Raw genomic sequence first — 19,759 nt, 5'->3', positions numbered from 1 at the left:
CATAAAGGAATGGAATATGGGAAAAAGATTATTTGATAAGAGAAATCGATTTGGTATTCGCAAGCTCTCAGTAGGCGTCTGCTCCGTAGTGGTAGCGACTTGTTTTTTAGGAGTCACTACCAGTTATGCAGAGGAACAAGCTGAGAGGAGTGAGACTCGTGAAGAACGAGTCGAAACGAGCGATGCAGGGGATCAAGGAGAAGAACGGAAATCGGAAAATAGCGAACATCTAACAGAATCTGCTACAAGAGAAACGAATACCATTACTTCTGTTGAACCCGTTGCTGCTCAAGAATATAGTCGTTTTATAAGACGAGGAGAGTCTCTGAATTTGCCGACGACGGTTCCTGTCTATTCTCCTAAGGGAGACCAGTTTGAAGTAAAAGAGGCGGCAACGGAGTGGGAGCCAGTCAGTGAAACAGATCTGAAAGTAGCTAAAGAATTGGTTGTTAAAGGTAAGGTGGTGGGGACCCCGCATACAACGACTATGAAGGTTCGAATTTCAGATAAAAAAGCTGAAAACCTCTCACTGAATGAAGAGTACGATGAGCAAGGGAATCGTTCTTTTGCAACGGAAAGCAATGATATCACATCGAATCCAAAGGATTATGTTGATTACATCAATGATGGCTATACTGATGAGCGCTATAGATGGACGAACTGGAGTTCAAATCCGGAAGGTAAGGAAGTTTCAGTTGGAGTCATTTACCAAAAAGATGGGAACATTCTTGAAAAGACATCGGATCATGCCAAGGTCCAATTCTTTGCTGATAAGGAGACGGGAACTCCGTCTAAATTGGTTTTAGAAAAATATATTGGACCGGATTTTACGATTCCAGAATACTATTCGAATCTTCGCTACACACCGGAGCATCCTCTTTATAAGGCTGAAAATTGGGAAAAAGTTGACTATAGACTCACTTCACCTATAGTATCTGGTGCAAAAGCGATCCTCGAATATGAACCAACGTCTGCAAAGGCTATGCGTTTCCGAATGGAAAGACAGGATGATAAGAAAGGAATTGGCATTGTCGAATTAGGTTTTTATTCTCCTGAAGAAAATGCGGATAAGGATATTGAAGCAGACATTTCGGTAGGTGGTAGCCCTCTCAACAATTTCCGAATGGCGCAGCAAGACTACACTATTTCTTACAAGGATTCGTTGCCAAAGGTGACAGCTCAAGCAAAAGGACGAGCAGCAGTGACGGTGGTTCAGGCAGATGATCCACGCTTGCCTGCACTGGTGAGAGTGACTGCAGAGGATGGAAGTTTGACGCGAGAATACCGTCTTCATTTTACAAAAGATGCAGTTCCAGATGATCCAGCACCGATTGAGCGTGATGACGTGGCGCGTAGACCTTTCGTAAAAGATGAGCTTCTTGTCTATAAGGACAAGGAAACAATCCATGCAGAGGATAAAAAAGTTGATCTGAGCGCGGATCTTGAAGTGGCGAAGCAATTAAGCGAAGCAACTATTCATATCGAATATAAGGCAGATTCCCAAGCTCCAAATTTCTATAATCTATTTTCAGTATCATCGGCTAGTCATAACAATGAATATTTCACAATTGCAGTGAACAATGGTGTCCCTATTGTCGAGGGCCGAGATAGCAATGGTCATCAGTTCTACGATTCCTTTAACGAAGCGCCATTGTCTGTGAAGAAGGGTGAATGGAATTCTATTACCGTAACAGTAAAACGTCCGGATAATAACAGTCCAGAAGGAGAAATTGCCTTATATGTGAACGGTATGCTTTCTAAAGTAAGTTCTAAATCAGGTCGTTTCTTACTCGATCAGCCAGATGTGACCAATATGCAAATTGGTGCTACTCGTCGAGGATCTGAAGAGGTCTGGGGTAGTCCGCTTGAGGTTCGGAATTTAACCATTTATAACCGTCCATTTACAGCAGAAGAAGTAGCAAAACGTTCCCAACTATTCCTGCGCCAACCACTTCCAGATAAAATGCCGGAGGGCGGAGTCTTGACAGATAAGGTGGATGTCTTTACAGGAGGTAAGGATGGGCAAACCAATCCAGATGGGATTGCTAGCTATCGTATTCCTGCTTTGTTGAAGACTGACAGAGGAACCTTGATTGCTGGAGCTGATGAACGTCGATTGCACCACTATGATTGGGGTGATATCGGTATGGTTGTCAGACGAAGTGAGGACAATGGACAAACATGGGGCGATCGGATTACAGTTACGAATTTGCGAGACAATCCAAAAGCGGACGATCCAACGATTGGTTCACCAGTCAATATCGATATGGTCTTGGTGCAAGATCCGGAGACTAAACGAATTTTTTCAGTCTATGATATGTTTCCAGAGGGCAAAGGTATCTTTGGAATGTCTTCTGAGAGAGAAGTAGCTTATAAGGAAATCGATGGCAAGACCTATCAAATCCTCTATCGCGAAGGAGAAGAGGGAGCCTATACGATTCGTGAAAATGGCCTTGTCTATACACCAGATGGGCAGGCAACGAATTACCGAGTTGTTGTAGATCCTGTTAAACCATCCTATAGCGATAAAGGTGACCTTTATCAAGGTGAGCAGTTGCTAGGAAATATCTACTTTACAAGCAATAAAACTTCTCCATTTAGAATTGCTAAAGACAGCTACCTATGGATGTCTTACAGTGATGATGATGGGAAAACTTGGTCTGCACCACAAGATATTACTCCAATGGTCAAAGCTGACTGGATGAAATTCTTAGGTGTGGGACCTGGAGTGGGAATTACCCTCCAGAATGGACCTCATAAAGGTCGGATTGTCGTCCCTGTCTATACGACAAACAGAACCAACCACCTCAACGGTTCTCAATCATCTCGCATCATCTATTCAGATGACCATGGTAAGACTTGGCAGATGGGTGGCGGTGTCAATGACAACCGGACCCTTTATGATGGTAGAGTGATTGATTCCAGCACTATGAGTGACTACTATGCTCAAAATACAGAGTCCTCAGTCGTACAACTCAATAATGGCCAGTTGAAACTCTTTATGCGAGGTTTAACCGGCGACTTACAAGTAGCAACAAGTCATGATGGTGGGCTAACATGGGATAACCATGTAGACCGCTATGATGTGCCAGATGTCTATGTCCAGATGGCAGCCACTCATACTGTCCAGGATGGCAAAGAGTATATCCTTCTAGCCAATGCCAACGGTCCTGGTAGGAAGAATGGCTACATTCGCGTAGCTCGTGTCGAAGAAGATGGTCAGTTGACCTGGCTTCACCATTACTTGATCCAAGACGGAGAGTATGCCTACAATTCTCTTCAACAAATCGGACCGGATGAGTTTGGGCTCTTGTACGAACACTATGATTCTGGAGGAAATCCTTACACTCTTTCCTTTAAGAAATTCAACTGGACCTTCTTAACCGGAGCTCACCATGATACAAAAGTTCTTGCTACAAAGGTGGAAGAAACGGAAGAAGGACTGTTGGCAGTAAGCTTCAACCACGAAGTCTTGGTAACAGAGCCAACGACTCTTACCCTTTCAAATGGAAATAGCCTTTCCTTTGTAACGCAAAAAGACGCTCATACCCTCCTCTTTAAGGCTGGTAGAAATGATGCGGGTGCAAGCGTGATAGGACTTGGTTCAGGATCAATAGCCAGTCTGCATGGTCTTCCAGTAGAGGTGACTTCCCTCACATTACCAGGAAGTCCGCTTCCTACAGGCTCGGCCATTCCTGAAGAAGGGGTTAAGAATCTGGTTCATACCAAACCAGAGTTGGTGATTGAGCCAGAAGAGATGGACTTTGAACGCCTAGAACGTCCAAATGCGGATCTTCCAAAAGGTGAGAAACGTGTGGTTCAAGAAGGTCAAAAAGGCCGCAAATTGCGCTTGGTGGAAGTCTCTCAAGAAAATGGTGTGGAAAGCCGGAAGGAAGTCGATGCTTTTGTCGAGGTGGAACCAGTAGCAGAGATCACAGAAGTCGGCACCAAGGAAGTTCCAACGGAAAATCCAAGTGACAAGCCAACGCCACAGCCAGAACCACAGCCACAGCCGCAACCACTTCCGAACCCAGAACATCCTCATGCCTCAGAAAGACCAGAGCAGGTAGCGACTCCTAAGCCATCTCTTGAGGTTAAAGGGGTGCATCATGAAGAGACAAATGTAGCAGGTAAAGAAGTCGAGAAAGAGGCTCAAACTCCAGTGGTTTCAGTAACTTCAGTTTCCGAAGGTAGATTACCAAATACGGGAACGGAAGAAAGCGTCGCAAGCCTTGTAGCAGGTCTCCTAGTGGCAGGCCTTGCCAGTGCTGTGCTGGATGATAAGAAAAAAAGAGCCGATAAGGCCAAGTAAAAAAACTGGATAAACAAGTAAACATACGGTGAAAAGTTCACAGGTAACAGAAAGAGGATGGGGAGAGTCTCCACCCTCTTTACCTGATGACATAAAGGAATGGAATATGGGAAAAAGATTATTTGATAAGAGAAATCGATTTGGTATTCGTAAACTCTCAGTAGGCGTCTGCTCGGTAGTCGTAGCGACTTGTTTTTTAGGAGCTACTACCAGTTACGCAGAGGAACAAGCTGAGAATAGTGAACCGCGTGAAGAACGTGTCGAAACGAGCGATGCAGGGGATCAAGGAAAGGAGGAGAAAACTGTGAACGAGCACCAAGAAGAATCAGAACAGTCCTCATCAGCTACTAGTGAGAAAGAAAATCGCGCAGTTAGCCAAGGGACAGAAGCAAGCCAACCAGCCACTTCTCTAGATGAGGAGCCTGAGATTGCGGATTATGGACCACTTCCAAGCAAGGCTCAGATGCAATACCACCGCGAAGAACTAGCAGCTTTCATCCACTTTGGGATGAATACTTACTACGATCGTGAGTGGGGAGATGGGCAAGAAGACCCTTATTATTTCTATCCAGAGCATCTGGATACCGATCAGTGGATCAAAACCCTGAAAGACGCGGGCTTCAAACGAACCATCATGGTCGTCAAGCACCACGATGGCTTCCTCTTGTACCCATCCAAATACACCGACCATACCATTGCTAAAAGCGGTTGGAAGGAAGGGAAAGGCGATATCCTAGCCGAGGTTTCTGCTTCTGCCAGCAAGTATGACATGGATATGGGGGTCTACCTCTCCCCTTGGGATGCTCACAGCCCGCTCTACCATGTGGATACAGAGGACCAATACAACGAATACTATCTCAACCAGCTCAAAGAAATTCTTGAAAATCCAAAATATGGAAACAAGGGCAAGTTCGTGGAAGTCTGGATGGATGGAGCGCGTGGCGATGGGGCTCAAAAAGTCACCTATACCTTTGATAAGTGGTTTGATGCCATTCGTAAGGCCCAAGGAGATATTGCCATCTTCTCAGCTGAGCCAACCAATGTTCGTTGGATCGGAAATGAAAAGGGGATTGCCGGAGATCCAGTTTGGCATAAGGTCAATCCAGATAAGATTCGCAACAATCCATCCAACAGTTACCTCAATCACGGGGATCCGGAAGGGAAGCAATACTCAGTGGGAGAAGCCGATGTTTCTATTCGCTCCGGCTGGTTCTACCATGACAATCAAGAGCCTAAGTCTTTACGCGAATTGATGGACATTTACTTCAAATCGGTCGGCCGTGGAACCCCGCTTTTGCTCAATATTCCACCGAATCAAGATGGGAAATTTGCGGATGCCGATGTAGCCCGTTTGAAAGAATTCCGCCAGACCTTGGATCAACTCTACAGCGTGGACTATGCGGCGGGCGCTTTGGTAGAAGCTGACTCGACACGGCGCAATTCTCATTACTCAGCCAGCCATTTGACGGATGGAGATGAGAAGACCAGTTGGGCACCTGCTGATGATGCCAAGACCGGATCTTTTGTCCTCGATCTTGGAAAAGAGCAACATTTTGATGTGGTAGAGCTCAAAGAAACCATCGAGAAAGGCCAACGGATTTCCGGTTTCACCATCGATGTAGCGGTGAATGGGCAATGGGTTCCTTTTGGGGCTGGGTCAACCGTTGGATACCGCCGTTTGATCAAAGGGCAACCAGTTGATAGTCGCTACCTCCGGGTGTCCATCACCGATGCCCAAGCCACTCCAATCTTGAACGGCGTCTCTGTCTATAAGACGCCAGCTAGCATTGAAGAAACGGATGGCTATCCGCTTGGTTTGGCCTATCATTCTGACCGGACTGCTGACCGTGCCAATAGCCAATGGAATGAAGAGGGAGAAGGCGTTCGAGGCACCTCTATGTGGACCAAGGAAAAGGGAGCTTCTGCAACCTACCATTTTGAAGGGACCAAAGCCTATGTCGTCGCAACTGTCGACCCTGGTCATGGGGAAATGGATGTCTATGTCGATGGCCAAAAACTAGCGACGGTTAATACCCAAAGTCCAACCCGCAAACGCAGCCAAAAGGTTTATGAAACACCGGATTTGAAAGCAGGAGCCCATACTTTGACCTTGGTCAATAGCAAGGGAGATGCGATCGCAACGGAAGGGATTTATGCCCTCAATAACCAAGAAAAGGGTCTCTTTGAGTTTGCTCAGCCAACCCTAGCCGTTAAGAAAGGCGACCCAGCGCAAGTCGTCGTCAAGAGAAAAGGCGGTTCTAAAGGAAGCGCTAGTCTTAAATTAATCACAGAACCAGGAACAGGGGTTCATGGCAAGGTTTATAAAGATACCAATGTCACTCTCGAGTTTGCAGATGGAGAGACAGAAAAAACAGTCCAAGTCCCAACCCTTGATTTCGCAGGCAAGGCGACAGATGTCTATGACTTTAAGGTCAAATTGTTGCATCCGGATCAAGGAAGTCTGGTCGGCTTTATTCCAGAGCTGACAGTCCAAGTGATGAACGAGGACCTGCTTCCAGAAAATCGCAAAGAAGTGGATGACCAAGATCCAAAACTGCACTACAGCCAAGGCTGGCATCATGAGACAGATAATCAAAACTTCTCAAATGGAACAGAATCCTGGTCTAGCTTTAACCAAGTGACCGATGAGGAAGGCAAGAAACACATTGATGTGACCATCACCTTTAAGGGAACTGGTGTGGAGGTTCGAGGAGTGGTTGATCCAAGCCATGGTCTCTACAGCGTCACCCTAGACGGAAAAGAAATCGCCTTTGAAGAAGGGCGTGGTCATGATTATGAGATTGAAGGCGATCATTACTTCAGTGGCTATGGAGACCAACGCAAGCTCGATCAGAGTTTGGTCAATCTGCAAGGTCTAGCAAAAGGATACCACCAGCTACGCTTGCACCTAGATCCAGCCCTCAATGATCCTCAGTCATCTAGAGCCATCCAGGTAGACCGGTTTGTCCTATCAGGAAAAGATAGTCAGTTGCTCAGTCAAGAAGAGTTACAACAGATTATCAAAGAAGGAGTAGAAAAGATCAAGGCTACTTCTCTCGATCGCTTGAAAGCAGACCTCAAACCGACTATTCAACATCAATTGACTCAGTTGACTCAGTTGTTGAATCAAGAGCAACCAGATTTGGTTGCTGCAGCGAATCAAGTGGAAGCCCTTGAAACCATCTTAGAAAATGTTCAAAATTATGAACCATTAACACAAACACGTCCAGACGAAGGTGTTCGGGACTTGATTCTTGAAAAGCCAGAGCTTCTCATAGAAGCAGAGGAGATTCCATTCAATCTTCAAACGCGTGAGAACAAGGACTTAGCTAAGGGGGAAAGCCGGATCCTTCAAGCAGGGCAAGTAGGTCGTAAATTGAAGTTGATCGAGGTTCGACAAGAAGAAGGCAAAGAAATTCGGACAGAAGTCGATGCCTTTGTCGAAGTGGAAGCCCAGGACCAAATTACAGAAGTCGGAACAGGTGAGGTAGAAGAAAGACCTGTGACACCTGATCTGCCGACTTCAATAATCCCTGCAACTTCAAGCAAAGACTTGCAAGTGCAGGCCCCTCTTTCGCCAATAGAAGATAAAAAAGAGAAAGAAACTCCGGTTCTTCTGAAAGAGACGACTCCGGAAACAACTCCTGCTTTGACTGCCGAGCATCCAGTAGAAGAAGAGGGTGAAAGTCCTTCTCTACAAGCGGAAGGTAAACTGCCTCAAACTGGTACAAAAGAAAGTGGCATGATTGCGTGGCTAGGAGTTCTTAGTTTAGGTCTCTTAGGCGGAAGAGTGAAATTCGCTCGTCGGAAAGAGTAGTTGATTCTTCTCACAAGAGGTTGGGATATCCCAGCCTCTTTTTTGAGGCTTTTTCCCTCTTTCATTGACAATCCTCGTCTTCTCTAACAGTTCAATAGTGTAATTGCTTTATTTACCGTCATAAAAATTGTATAATAGTCAAATAAGGTCAATCTTGAGAAAATAGGTTTGTCGTCCGACTTTTCCAAGTCAAGACATCAACAGAAAGGTATTGGAGTACCAATTACAATCATCGAAAAGGGAAGGGAGAGTTATGGGAAATAAAAATACATCTGATAGTATTGAAGCCTATATCAAGGCCTTGCTATCGCAAGCAGGAATTGCAGAGATCAAGCGAAGTGAATTAGCTGATGTTTTCAAAGTTGTCCCAAGTCAAATTAATTATGTCATTAAGACCCGCTTTACTGAAAGTCGAGGCTATATTGTAGAGAGTAAACGAGGTGGCGGGGGCTATATCCGCATTGGAAAGGTTCAATTTTCAGACCAACATCAAATGCTGAAAGAACTTCGTGACAGTATTGGAGAGCACATTAGTCAGACGATTTTTTGGGATCTGTTGCAAATGCTCTATGAACAAAAACTCTTAACTCAAAGAGAGATTGAACTTCTTTTTGTGACGGCAACAGATGAAGTTCTAGGAATGGAAGCTGATCGCATTCGATCTAGCATCGTCCAAAAGATCATCCAACAAGTTGATAGAAAGGGACTATAATTTTCTGATGAACTATTCAAAAGCCCTATTAGAAAGTATTGAAGCTGCACAAGTCTTAGCAGGCCATTTTACAGGCCAGACACTCGATACTTGGCATATCTTAGTCGCTTTGGGCAATAATCCATACAGTGTAGCTGGTTCCGTCTTAAGCGACTATCCACTACAAATTGATGAGTTTCAAGATGCAGCGGAACATATTACAGGGCAACTGTATCAAGAAGAGGGGCGCTATGATGTCTTCCCTTTTTCTTTCCGTGTCGAAGAAATCATGAATCGTGCGCAAGAGATTGCTCAAGCAGTCCATGCCAAAAGTCTTGGAACGGAGCATGTCCTCTTGGCGCTCTTACTAGAGCGGGGAACCTTGGCTTCTCAAGTATTGGAGTATGTTGGCTTCCGCTATGATGATCAGGAAGAGGGCATTAAAATCGTCGAGCTTCGTAAGAGCTTGGAACAACGAGCAGGTTGGGACAAGGAAGCTGTGAAAGCTATCCGTTCGCTCTATCGTGCCCAGCAACCAAATCGTCAAACCATGGGAAATATGATGGGCATGCCAGCCTCTACCAGCGGTGGTTTGGAAGACTACACCCGAGATCTGACAGAAATGGCTCGCAATGGCAGTTTGGAACCGGTGATTGGCCGGGGTCAAGAAATCTCGCGGATGATTCAGATTTTGAGCCGCAAAACGAAAAACAACCCAGTCCTTGTCGGTGATGCCGGTGTCGGAAAGACCGCTCTAGCCTTGGGCTTGGCCCAACGGATTGCCAGCGGCGATGTTCCAACGGAACTAGCTAAAATGCGGGTCCTAGAATTGGACTTGATGAATGTTGTCGCAGGGACGCGGTTCCGTGGAGATTTTGAAGAGCGGATGAACAACATCATCAATGATATCGAAGAAGATGGTCATGTCATTCTCTTTATTGATGAGCTCCATACCATTATGGGGTCTGGCTCTGGGATTGACTCTACCTTGGATGCGGCCAATATCTTGAAGCCGGCCTTAGCTCGCGGAACTCTACGGACCGTAGGAGCCACTACGCAAGAAGAATACCAAAAACACATTGAAAAAGACGCTGCTCTTTCACGCCGCTTTGCTAAGGTCTTGATTGAGCAACCCTCTGTTACAGATAGCATCGCGATTTTGCAAGGGCTCAAGAAGACCTATGAGCGTCACCACCGCGTCCATATTACGGATGCAGCTATTGAGACAGCTGTTGTCTTTGCCAATCGTTATTTGACCAGTCGCCTCTTGCCTGATTCGGCCATTGACCTCTTGGATGAGGCGGCAGCAACCGTGCAAAACAAGGGGCCTCAAGCGGGGCTTCAGTCCGATTTGACAGCTGCTGATCAAGCCTTGCTCAAGGGGCAGTGGAAAAAAGTTGCTCAGTTGCTAAAAGAAGACGCTAGTCCGAAAGGCTACCAGCTAGAAGTCAAGGAAGAGGATATCCTGAAGACGCTCAGTCAATTGTCAGGCATTCCTGTGGAGAAACTAACCCAAACAGCGGCTAAGAAATACCTTGAATTGGAAGCAGAACTTCATAAGCGCGTGATTGGTCAGGATCAGGCTGTCTCAAGTATCAGCCGAGCGATTCGCCGCAATCAGTCGGGAATCCGGTCTCACAAACGGCCAATTGGTTCCTTCCTCTTTCTCGGTCCGACTGGGGTCGGGAAAACCGAGCTAGCCAAGGCCCTTGCAGAGGTCCTCTTTGATGATGAGTCTGCTTTGATCCGCTTTGATATGAGTGAATACATGGAGAAATTTGCGGCCAGTCGTCTCAACGGAGCTCCTCCAGGCTATGTCGGTTATGAAGAAGGGGGCGAGTTGACGGAAAAAGTCCGCAACAAACCTTACTCAGTCCTCTTGTTTGATGAGGTGGAAAAAGCCCATCCGGATATCTTTAACGTTCTCTTGCAAGTTCTGGATGATGGGGTCTTAACTGATAGCAAGGGACGCAAGGTAGATTTCTCCAATACGATTATTATCATGACCTCAAACTTGGGAGCTACCGCTTTACGAGATGATAAGACAGTTGGTTTTGGAGCCAAGGATATTCGCTTTGACCAAGCCAATATGGAAAAACGCATCTTCGAAGAATTGAAGAAGACCTATCGCCCAGAGTTTATCAACCGGATTGATGAGAAGGTTGTCTTCCATAGCTTGACCAGTGACCAAATGCATGAGATTGTCAAGATTATGGTGAAACCGCTGGTTCAATCTCTAGCAGAGAAGGGCATTGCTCTGAAATTTCAAGCGTCTGCCCTTAAATGGTTGGCAACTCACGGATATGATCCAGAGATGGGAGCACGTCCTTTGCGCCGGATCATCCAGACCCAAGTGGAAGACCATTTGGCAGAGATCCTCTTGAGAGGAGAAGTGGCTGAAGGGCAAACCCTCAAGGTAGGTGTCAAGTCTGGTCAGCTTAACTTCACGATTGACTAGGAGGATATGCAGTGCCTCTCAAACGCTTGACCCGAATCACCCTCTTAGCAGCCCTCTGTGTGGTGCTGAGACAAGCCTTTGCCTTCTTGCCCAATGTCCAACCCATTAGTGCCATTTTCTTTTTACTGGTGCTATTTGAAGACTGGCAATTTGCCTGTTTGGCGATGGCGGTCACCATGTTTACCTCGGCTTTTCTCTTGGGGATGAGCCCAGTGGTGCTCGCTCAGATACTGGCCTTTAGCCTCCTCTTGACTCTTTGGCGGGGACTTTACCGCCACTTGTCTTTGCAAGTCCAGACTCTAGTGGTCGGCATTTTATCCTTTCTTTACGGGATAGTGATTGACAGTCTTTATGCTGTCCTCTATCATATGCCCTGGTGGACCTATGCCCTGGTGAATGGCTTTAGCTTTAACCTGGCCCATGCCTTTTCCACCGCCTGTTTTTACCCTCTACTTTATGTAGTATTTAGGAGATTGTATCATGAAAAAAACACTTTATAGCTTGTTTGCTGTCCTAACGGCTCTTGTATTGGTCAGTTGCGGACAAAGCACACCATCGACCACGGAAAACTCAGCTTCTAGCTCACAAGTAGCTAAAGAAAAACAAATTACCATTACGGTCAGTATCGCCCCTGAAGGTCAAGAAGCTCAAAGCAAGACCTTAAAGGTTGCAGAAAAATCTAACCTGATGGAAGTCCTGAAAGCTAACTACAAAATTGAGGAGAAGAGTGGACTCATCACCTCGATCGATGGCGTAGCCCAGGATGAAAGCAAGGGGCTCTATTGGATGTACAAGATCAATGGAGAGATGGCACCAAAAGGGGCAGCAGAAACGACTGTCCAAGATGGAGATACCATCGAATTTTATCAAGAAGTCTATCAATAAGAAAAAGAGTGAATGATTGGAGGACTCTCCAGGAGTTCACTCTTTTTTTGAAACTAGTTTCTATTTTGGGAGATGGATAGAAAATTCACTTGACTTACTCATAGATTATTGTTACAATTATATTACAAAATGTAACAAATATTACAAACACGAGGTGTGATCATGAAAACGAAAGGAATCCTCTTTAGTCTATCAACCCTTGCTTTAACCGCTGCTCTTTTATTAAGCGCCTGTGGATCAGAAAAGAAAAAGGAAACCAGTCCATCTTCAACTAGTAAAATTGAGCAAGTGAAACAAAGCTCTACGAGTAAAAAAGAAGAGAAAAAGGCTACAGGCAAAACCACACAAAGCCAACAAAGCGCAGAAGTGGCAAAAACTCCTGCCATCGCTTCGAGTGAAACACAAGCGAGCCAAGAGACTCCGTCAACTCCGGTGACACCAAGAGTTCCAGAAGTCAGTCAAGGCCTGGCCCCAACTCCTTCCAAAGAAACACATCCAGCAGTGACCCCAGCACCTGAAAAACCAAAACTACCTAGCTTGGAGGAAGGTCGCACGACTGCAAAAGAGCAAGCCTCTAAGACAGAGAACCCACGCTATAAAGGTGTATTAACTTATGCCTCAGGGGATTATTCTGGAGCAATAGGTAGTTGGACCGACGGTCGCGATACAGGTGTAACGATCGGGCAAGGAGGCCAAGTGACCATACAAACTCCAGGTGGCGATGCAGTGGGCTATACGATTGGAAGCTATGAATACAACTTGGATCAAGGTCATTATCATGCTGGCTTGATTTCCGCCCAAGATGGATCTGCAGCTAGCTTGGATATAGTCGTTGGTCAAGATGGACAACTGGCAAGTGTTCAAGTGACAGAAAATGGCCATGTGCATGCCTTGCTTCGGGAATAATAGCTCGTCACTGAGAAAATTAAAAAAATGATTGAAATCAGAGATTCAATTCTGTATAATAACATACAGAGTTGAATCTTTTTAATTTTTGTTTTATAAAATTATATTTTTTTATAAAAAGGTATTGACAGATTGAAATTATAGTTTATAATAAAATCATAAGTAAAACATGTTTTGACATTATGATAAAGGAGCCAGTTAGATGAAAGAAAGAGTGGCAGTGGTATTTGGAACGTTTGCCCCCCTTCATCAAGGGCATATTGATTTAATTCAACGGGCAAAACGCCAATGTGACCGCGTTTGTGTGATTGTCTCTGGTTACAAAGGTGACCGAGGAGAAGAAGTTGGCCTTCCTTTGCAAAAACGTTTTCGCTATATTCGAGAAGGTTTTTCAAATGATGAACTCACTCAGATTTATAAACTCGATGAGACAGAACTTCCTCGCTATCCCTTGGGATGGGAACCTTGGTTAAAGACAGCTCTTGAAACAATCCAATATAATGAAGCCAGAGAAGAACTCATCTTCTTTGTTGGAGAAAAAACGTATCAAGAGGAGCTTGAAGCCAGAGGATTTCAAGCTCACCTACAAGAACGTCAGTTTGGCATTTCAGGGACCCTCATCAGAGAGAACCCGAGCAAGTATTGGAAATACATTGCCCAACCCTTCCGCCGTCAGTTCACGAAGAAAGTCCTCATCATGGGGAGTGCTAGCAATGGGAAAACGACCTTGGCAAAAGATTTGGCCCGCTTCTATGATGCACCAGTGAGCTTAGAATATGCTCGTGAGTACCAGATTAAAAATAATGTGAGGGATGATGAACTGACACCCAAAGATTATTATTACCTCTTGTTGGGGCAATACGATCAAACCTCTAAATTGATTGATAGTAGTGCCAATCGAGGCCTGGTCATTGCGGATACCAACTCTCTGGTAACGAAGGGCTATTACGACTACTATATGGAGGTAGAAGGCCCAGAGACCAGTATGACGGATACCTTTGACAATCTATTTGTCAGTATCTTAGCTAAGGAAAAATGGGACTTGATCTTATTTGTTCAACCGATTGGATCCTATGTCAATGATGGCTTCCGTGATATGACCATGGCAGATGACGAAATTCGTAACAGTTTTTCAAATCACCTGGATCAGCTCCGCCACCAATACCTCTCAGATATTCCAACAGCTTATCTCGGGCAAGACTACTTGGGGAATTACGAAGAAGCGAAGCGTGTCATCGATACGATTTATCAAGCTGATTAAAGGAGAAGCAGCATGAAACGACTACAAGAAAAAATTCAAACATTTGGGGAGCATTTAAAAAATGTTCATCGAGAAGCTGGCAAACTTGGCTTCGTAGGGATTATGAAACTCCTTTGGAAAGACCTATTCGCTGGTCGCACTTTGACACAATGGCTCTATTTGCTTGCTTTATCTAGCGTGCCCTTTGTCCTAGAGTTTACCAATCAGGAAGCAAGTCACGATTGGTTAGGGCTCTTTGCCTCCTGGACAGGAATCGTTTGTGTTATACTAGTAGCAGAAGGTCGGGCTAGTAACTATCTCTTTGGAGCAGTAAACTCAGCAATTTACCTCGTCCTAGCCTTGAACAAAAACTTCTATGGAGAAGTTCTGACGACTCTGTACTTCTTCGTGATGCAACCAATTGGTCTCTATGTCTGGTTGTCGAATCGGATCAATGATCAGGGGGATGCAGAAGAATCTCACTTTGAGGCCAAGAAATTAACCTTAATGGAATGGATCAAGTATCTGGTCCTAACCGCTCTCATTTGGATCGGGATGGGCTATGCCTATAAAAGCATCCACAGCGCCCGACCTTTCCGGGATAGTGTGACAGATGCGACCAATGGAGTCGGCCAACTTCTCATGACCGGTCTCTATCGCGAACAGTGGATTTTCTGGATTGCGACCAACCTCTTCAGTATCTACCTCTGGTGGGGAGAAAGCATCCATATTCAGGGAATGTATTGGGTCTATACTCTTAATAGTTTGGTTGGTTGGTACCAATGGAGCAAAGCTGTGAAAAAGGAGGTTGCTTAAATGATAGCAACAAGCATTCCGGAAGGAATGAACGAAAAGGAATACTACGAAACGATCGTCAGCGAGGAAGAATTTCTCCGCTGGTACAAGGAGCAGGATCAACCTACCTATGAAAATCCAAGTGTGACAGCAGATATGGTGGCCTACTGCTTTGTGGAGGGGCGCCTAAAACTCTTAGTGATTCGTCGGAAAACGCATCCTTGTCAGCATCGGGTGGCCTTGGTTGGAGGATTCTTGCAAAAGCATGAAGATGCTATCCAGGCTTGTATCCGTGAAGTCCAGGAAGAAGTTGGACTAGAATTGACCCCTCAAAAGGTAGAGCAACTAATGACAGTCTCTACTCCTGGTCGGGACCCTCGGGGTTGGGTCATTACCATTGCTCACTTGGTTTATTTGCCAGCTGTAGCAGTAGATATGGTCCGAGCTGGAGATGATGCCAAAGAAGTTCTCTTTCTCGATGTGGACTTCAAACATGGGGAATGTTCCCTAGACGGACGTGTCTTGACGGCTGAAGATTTTGCCTTTGACCACTATGAGATTGTCCAAGAATCCATCAAGCGGATCCAAGGGCGCTTGGCCTGGAATCCAACATTCCTCCATCTCCTAGAAGAGCCTTTCACCGTATACGAAGCAACCGAGTTGGTGAATCTGATCCATCCAGATAAAGAAATTTTGACCAATAATTTCCTTGTGACCTACGGTTCCTATGTTGAAGAGGTAGGAGTCAAGCGGGTGCCTAAGAAAAAACCACGCAAGACCTATCGCTGGAAAGAAAGCGAAGCTCAAGAGGAAGAATAATAGACAAAAAACAGCATCAAAGTTGATGCTGTCAGATGGAGTTAAGTTCTTCTAAAAACTTTCCTTAAGTGAGAACGGACGTCAGCGAACTTCTTCAAAGTTCCATGACTAATCATTGAGCCTAAGGTCTCAATAATTCCGAGTGCCTGAAACACAATTGTTTCAGGCACTTTTCTCACAGCGGAAAGTTTTAGATTTACTTAACTGACTCAAAAAATTTAAGTCAGTTTTTTGAAAAACCAGCTAGCTAGTTTATGTTAAAAATAAGTTGTATATATTTTAAACAGCATCAATGTCGATGCTGTTTTTGTCATTAAGATTTTTCAATTTGTAAGAGTTCTTCAATTTCAGCTAGGCTATTTGCTTGCGAAATGGCTCCGCGTAGTTTGGCAGCGCCAGATGTTCCACGGAGGTAGTGAGGGGCCAGTCCACGGAATTCGCGGACGGCAATGTGCTCGCCCTTGAGATCAATCAAGCGTTTCAGATGCTCATAAGCAATCTTCATCTTGTCTTCGAAGGTTAAATCAGGCAGGATCTCTCCTGTTTCAAAGTAATGATTGATTTGATTGAAGAGGTAAGGATTGCCCATAGCGGCACGGCCAATCATGACCGCGTCGGCACCGACTTCTTCGATGCGTTGTTTCGCTTCTTGAACCGTACGGATGTCTCCGTTTGCAATAAATGGAATCTTGGTCAGAGCTTGCGCAACCTTGTGAAGGGTCTCAAGATCCGCATGCCCCGTATACATTTGTTCCCGAGTCCGTCCATGCATGGCAAGGGCAGAGACACCTGCGGCTTCAGCTGCGAGGGCATTCTCAACTGCTAGAGAAGGGTCTGACCAACCTGTCCGCATTTTAACAGTGAGGGGGATATCAAGGACAGACTGAACCTTATTGATAATGGAGTAGATCTTGTCTGGGTCTTTGAGCCACATAGCACCCGCTTCATTTTTCACGATTTTATTGACTGGGCAGCCCATGTTGATATCCACGATATCGGTCTTGGTGTTTTCTTGGATGAATTCTGCCGCGCGTGCTAAGCTATCTTCATCGCTACCAAAGAGCTGGATCGATACAGGATTTTCTCCCTCATCGATATGGAGCATATGCAGGGTCTTTTCGTTGTTGTATTGGATCCCTTTGTCAGAGACCATTTCCATGACCACAAGCCCTGCTCCGAGTTCTTTCGCAATCGTCCGGAAAGCTGAGTTGGTCACTCCGGCCATAGGTGCTAGGACCGTCCGGTTTGGGATCTCGACGTTCCCAATCATAAAAGGTGTATTAAGATTTGTCACGAATGAGTTCCTCCAAGTCGTTTTCATCAAAGTGGTACGTTGTCTGACAGAATTGGCAAGTAATTTCAGCGCCATGGTCTTCGTCCTTCATTTCTTGAAGGTCTTTGACTGGTAAGCTAGCCAGGGCATCCATGAAGCGTTCCTTGCTACAGTCGCATTGGAAACGAAGTTCATCTTCAGAGAGACGTTTGTATGGCTCTTCGCCATAGATGGCAGCAAGAAGGGATTCAATATGGTCGTCAGAGGCTAAAAGAGTAGAAATGGCTGGCATTTCTTGGATCCGTTTTTCGAAGCGGACAATTTCTTCTTCCTTGGCATTTGGCAAGACCTGGACCAAGAAACCACCCGCAACCTTGACCTTGTCTTCTTCATCAAGTAGGACATTGAGTCCAACTGCAGATGGGGTTTGTTGGCTTTCAGTCAAGTAATAAGCCAGGTCTTCACCGATTTCTCCAGTGACCAGGGGCGTCATGGAGTGGTAAGGATTGCCTGTGCCATAGTCGGTAATCACTAAGAATTCCCCATTTCCGACAAATGGTCCGACCACAACTTCACCGGTCGCTGTTTTCTTGATATCCACACCAGGATTTTGCACGTAGCCTTTGACGTTTCCTTGTGTATCTGCCACAGTGATAATAGCACCCAGTGAGCTAGTACCGAGGATTTTCACCGTCATCTTGGTGTTTCCCTTTTCGTTGGCTGCCAGAATTTGACTAGCGATGAGGGTTCGACCGAGGGCCACTGTTGAGCTTGCTTGTGTTTGATGGTATTCTTGGGCTGCTCGCACGGTCTCAGTACTGTCTAGTACAAAGGCACGGAAGGAGCCACTTTCTGAGATAGTTTTAATAATTTTGTCCATAGCTTCTATTTTAGCATAAAAAAGGAAAAGAGGTGAAGGGAGTAACTTGATTTATTTAGACGGTGAAGGGATAAAATCTTTCAGGGGAGAGCTTCGCTTAGAAACTGAATAGAATAGGATCTGTTTTAGGAAGTAAAGAAGGCAAAAGACGAACAATCATTCTTTAACGTTAAAAATGACGATCAAAAGATGGATGTTCGGAAAATGAGAAGCGGATTTTAAGGGTAAAAAACCAAGCAAAGAAATAGCCAACCTTGAAAAAAACGAGGAAATTTCTTATAATAGAGTGTAAGACAAACTTGCAGGTGAGACTCCTGCCCTTAGTTTGAAGAAAGGCATAGATAGGCAACTATCTATGGTATATGAAAAAGAATTATGACATCAGTTGTTGTAGTAGGAACCCAATGGGGTGATGAAGGAAAAGGGAAGATTACAGACTTCCTATCAGCCAATGCAGAAGTCATTGCTCGCTACCAAGGTGGGGACAATGCCGGCCACACCATCGTGATCGATGGCAAAAAGTTCAAGTTGCACTTGATTCCTTCTGGTATCTTCTTCCCTGAAAAGATCTCTGTGATTGGAAATGGGGTAGTAGTCAATCCGAAATCATTGGTCAAAGAGTTGGCTTATCTTCATGAAGAAGGGGTAACAACAGATAACCTTCGAATCTCTGACCGTGCCCATGTCATCCTTCCTTACCACATCGAATTGGACCGTCTCCAAGAAGAGTCTAAAGGCGACAACAAGATTGGAACGACCATCAAAGGGATTGGACCAGCCTATATGGATAAGGCTGCACGTGTGGGAATCCGGATCGCGGATCTTTTAGATCGCGATGTTTTTGCGGAACGCCTTCGCATCAACTTGGAAGAAAAGAATCGTCAATTTACTAAACTCTATGATGCAGAGGCTCTTTCCTTTGACGATATCTTCGAAGAATACTATGAATATGGTCAACAAATCAAGCAATATGTAACCGATACTTCTGTCATCTTGAACGATGCTTTGGATAACGGCAAGCGCGTGCTCTTTGAAGGAGCCCAAGGGGTTATGTTGGATATCGACCAAGGAACCTATCCATTTGTAACCTCTTCAAACCCAGTCGCAGGTGGGGTGACTATCGGATCAGGTGTCGGCCCAAGTAAGATCGATAAGGTTGTCGGTGTATGTAAAGCCTATACCAGCCGTGTCGGTGATGGCCCATTCCCTACGGAGCTCTTCGATGAAGTGGGTGATCGGATCCGTGAAGTCGGCCATGAGTATGGGACAACAACAGGTCGTCCTCGTCGTGTTGGTTGGTTTGACTCTGTTGTCATGCGCCATAGCCGTCGTGTATCAGGAATTACCAACCTTAGCTTGAACTCCATCGACGTTTTGTCAGGCTTGGATACGGTGAAGATCTGTGTGGCCTACGACTTGGATGGAGAACGCATCGACCACTACCCAGCAAGCTTGGAGCAACTCAAACGTTGCAAACCAATCTATGAAGAATTGCCAGGTTGGTCAGAAGACATCACTGGTGTCCGCCACTTGGATGAGCTTCCAGAAAATGCCCGCAACTATGTCCGCCGGATCGGTGAATTGGTTGGTGTGCGCATTTCGACCTTCTCAGTCGGACCAGATCGTGACCAAACCAATATTTTGGAAAGTGTCTGGTCAAGTAAATAATCAAATAAAAGTTGG

The 19,759-nt window shown here is 45.4% G+C and carries 13 protein-coding genes; 11 read left to right on the top strand and 2 right to left on the bottom strand.

Annotated elements, in window-relative coordinates; all coding sequences use genetic code 11:
- The first annotated feature begins 16 nt into the window (after window positions 1–16).
- The 10 genes from E5S68_RS10765 (at window position 17) to E5S68_RS07410 (ending at window position 15,923) form a co-directional block, all read left to right on the top strand.
- Window positions 17–4,312, top strand: a complete 4,296-nt coding sequence (locus E5S68_RS10765; protein ID WP_234697699.1) for a sialidase domain-containing protein — start codon at window positions 17–19, stop codon at window positions 4,310–4,312.
- 106 nt (window positions 4,313–4,418) lie between these two features.
- The gene (locus E5S68_RS07450; RefSeq protein ID WP_135782964.1) at window positions 4,419–8,129 is read left to right on the top strand and encodes an alpha-L-fucosidase; all 3,711 of its coding nucleotides are present in this window, start codon (window positions 4,419–4,421) and stop codon (window positions 8,127–8,129) included.
- A gap of 253 nt (window positions 8,130–8,382) precedes the next feature.
- Window positions 8,383–8,841, top strand: coding sequence for a CtsR family transcriptional regulator (locus E5S68_RS07445; RefSeq protein WP_135782963.1), 459 nt, complete (start codon window positions 8,383–8,385; stop codon window positions 8,839–8,841).
- A gap of 7 nt (window positions 8,842–8,848) precedes the next feature.
- Window positions 8,849–11,278, top strand: a complete 2,430-nt coding sequence (locus E5S68_RS07440; RefSeq protein ID WP_135782962.1) for an ATP-dependent Clp protease ATP-binding subunit — start codon at window positions 8,849–8,851, stop codon at window positions 11,276–11,278.
- Between the two features lie 11 nt (window positions 11,279–11,289).
- Window positions 11,290–11,778: an ECF transporter S component gene (locus E5S68_RS07435; protein WP_135782961.1), complete on the top strand. Its 489-nt coding sequence runs from the start codon at window positions 11,290–11,292 to the stop codon at window positions 11,776–11,778.
- A complete protein-coding gene (locus E5S68_RS07430) occupies window positions 11,759–12,163 on the top strand; it encodes a DUF4430 domain-containing protein (RefSeq protein WP_135782960.1) in 405 nt (134 codons plus the stop codon). The genes E5S68_RS07435 and E5S68_RS07430 overlap by 20 nt, the downstream gene beginning before the upstream one ends.
- Window positions 12,164–12,325: 162 nt before the next feature.
- A complete protein-coding gene (locus tag E5S68_RS07425) occupies window positions 12,326–13,069 on the top strand; it encodes a hypothetical protein (RefSeq protein WP_135782959.1) in 744 nt (247 codons plus the stop codon).
- A 202-nt stretch (window positions 13,070–13,271) separates the two neighbouring features.
- Window positions 13,272–14,330, top strand: coding sequence for an AAA family ATPase (locus E5S68_RS07420; protein WP_135782958.1), 1,059 nt, complete (start codon window positions 13,272–13,274; stop codon window positions 14,328–14,330).
- A gap of 12 nt (window positions 14,331–14,342) precedes the next feature.
- The gene (gene pnuC / locus E5S68_RS07415) at window positions 14,343–15,125 is read left to right on the top strand and encodes a nicotinamide riboside transporter PnuC (RefSeq protein ID WP_135782957.1); all 783 of its coding nucleotides are present in this window, start codon (window positions 14,343–14,345) and stop codon (window positions 15,123–15,125) included.
- On the top strand, window positions 15,126–15,923 hold the full coding sequence (locus tag E5S68_RS07410) for an NUDIX domain-containing protein (RefSeq protein ID WP_135782956.1): 798 nt from the start codon (window positions 15,126–15,128) through the stop codon (window positions 15,921–15,923).
- Window positions 15,924–16,236: 313 nt separating this feature from the next.
- Here E5S68_RS07410 and dusB read toward each other — a convergent pair whose 3' ends face one another.
- Together dusB and hslO are read right to left on the bottom strand one after the other, a co-directional pair.
- A complete protein-coding gene (gene dusB / locus E5S68_RS07405) occupies window positions 16,237–17,217 on the bottom strand; it encodes a tRNA dihydrouridine synthase DusB (protein ID WP_167470841.1) in 981 nt (326 codons plus the stop codon).
- A complete protein-coding gene (hslO, locus tag E5S68_RS07400; protein WP_135782955.1) occupies window positions 17,204–18,076 on the bottom strand; it encodes an Hsp33 family molecular chaperone HslO in 873 nt (290 codons plus the stop codon). The genes dusB and hslO overlap by 14 nt, the downstream gene beginning before the upstream one ends.
- Window positions 18,077–18,451: 375 nt before the next feature.
- Here hslO and E5S68_RS07395 point away from each other — a divergent pair, with 375 nt between their 5' ends.
- Complete coding sequence (locus tag E5S68_RS07395; protein ID WP_049506723.1) at window positions 18,452–19,744, top strand: adenylosuccinate synthase; 1,293 nt, start codon at window positions 18,452–18,454, stop codon at window positions 19,742–19,744.
- Window positions 19,745–19,759: the final 15 nt, after the last annotated feature.

The organism is Streptococcus rubneri (assembly GCF_004785935.1).
GTDB classification, from domain to species: Bacteria; Bacillota; Bacilli; order Lactobacillales; family Streptococcaceae; genus Streptococcus; species Streptococcus rubneri.
Note: the sequence above shows the minus strand (reverse complement) of the source record. Positions and strands in the feature narration are given on the sequence as shown.

Bases quoted from the DNA above. Each gene is read 5' to 3' on its own strand.
- E5S68_RS10765 (WP_234697699.1), top strand. From the start codon at position 17: ATGGGAAAAAGATTATTTGATAAGAGAAATCGATTTGGTATTCGCAAG.
- E5S68_RS07450 (WP_135782964.1), top strand. From the start codon at position 4,419: ATGGGAAAAAGATTATTTGATAAGAGAAATCGATTTGGTATTCGTAAA.
- E5S68_RS07445 (WP_135782963.1), top strand. From the start codon at position 8,383: ATGGGAAATAAAAATACATCTGATAGTATTGAAGCCTATATCAAGGCC.
- E5S68_RS07440 (WP_135782962.1), top strand. From the start codon at position 8,849: ATGAACTATTCAAAAGCCCTATTAGAAAGTATTGAAGCTGCACAAGTC.
- E5S68_RS07430 (WP_135782960.1), top strand. From the start codon at position 11,759: ATGAAAAAAACACTTTATAGCTTGTTTGCTGTCCTAACGGCTCTTGTA.
- E5S68_RS07425 (WP_135782959.1), top strand. From the start codon at position 12,326: ATGAAAACGAAAGGAATCCTCTTTAGTCTATCAACCCTTGCTTTAACC.
- E5S68_RS07420 (WP_135782958.1), top strand. From the start codon at position 13,272: ATGAAAGAAAGAGTGGCAGTGGTATTTGGAACGTTTGCCCCCCTTCAT.
- pnuC (WP_135782957.1), top strand. From the start codon at position 14,343: ATGAAACGACTACAAGAAAAAATTCAAACATTTGGGGAGCATTTAAAA.
- E5S68_RS07410 (WP_135782956.1), top strand. From the start codon at position 15,126: ATGATAGCAACAAGCATTCCGGAAGGAATGAACGAAAAGGAATACTAC.
- hslO (WP_135782955.1), bottom strand. From the start codon at position 18,076: ATGGACAAAATTATTAAAACTATCTCAGAAAGTGGCTCCTTCCGTGCC.
- E5S68_RS07395 (WP_049506723.1), top strand. From the start codon at position 18,452: ATGACATCAGTTGTTGTAGTAGGAACCCAATGGGGTGATGAAGGAAAA.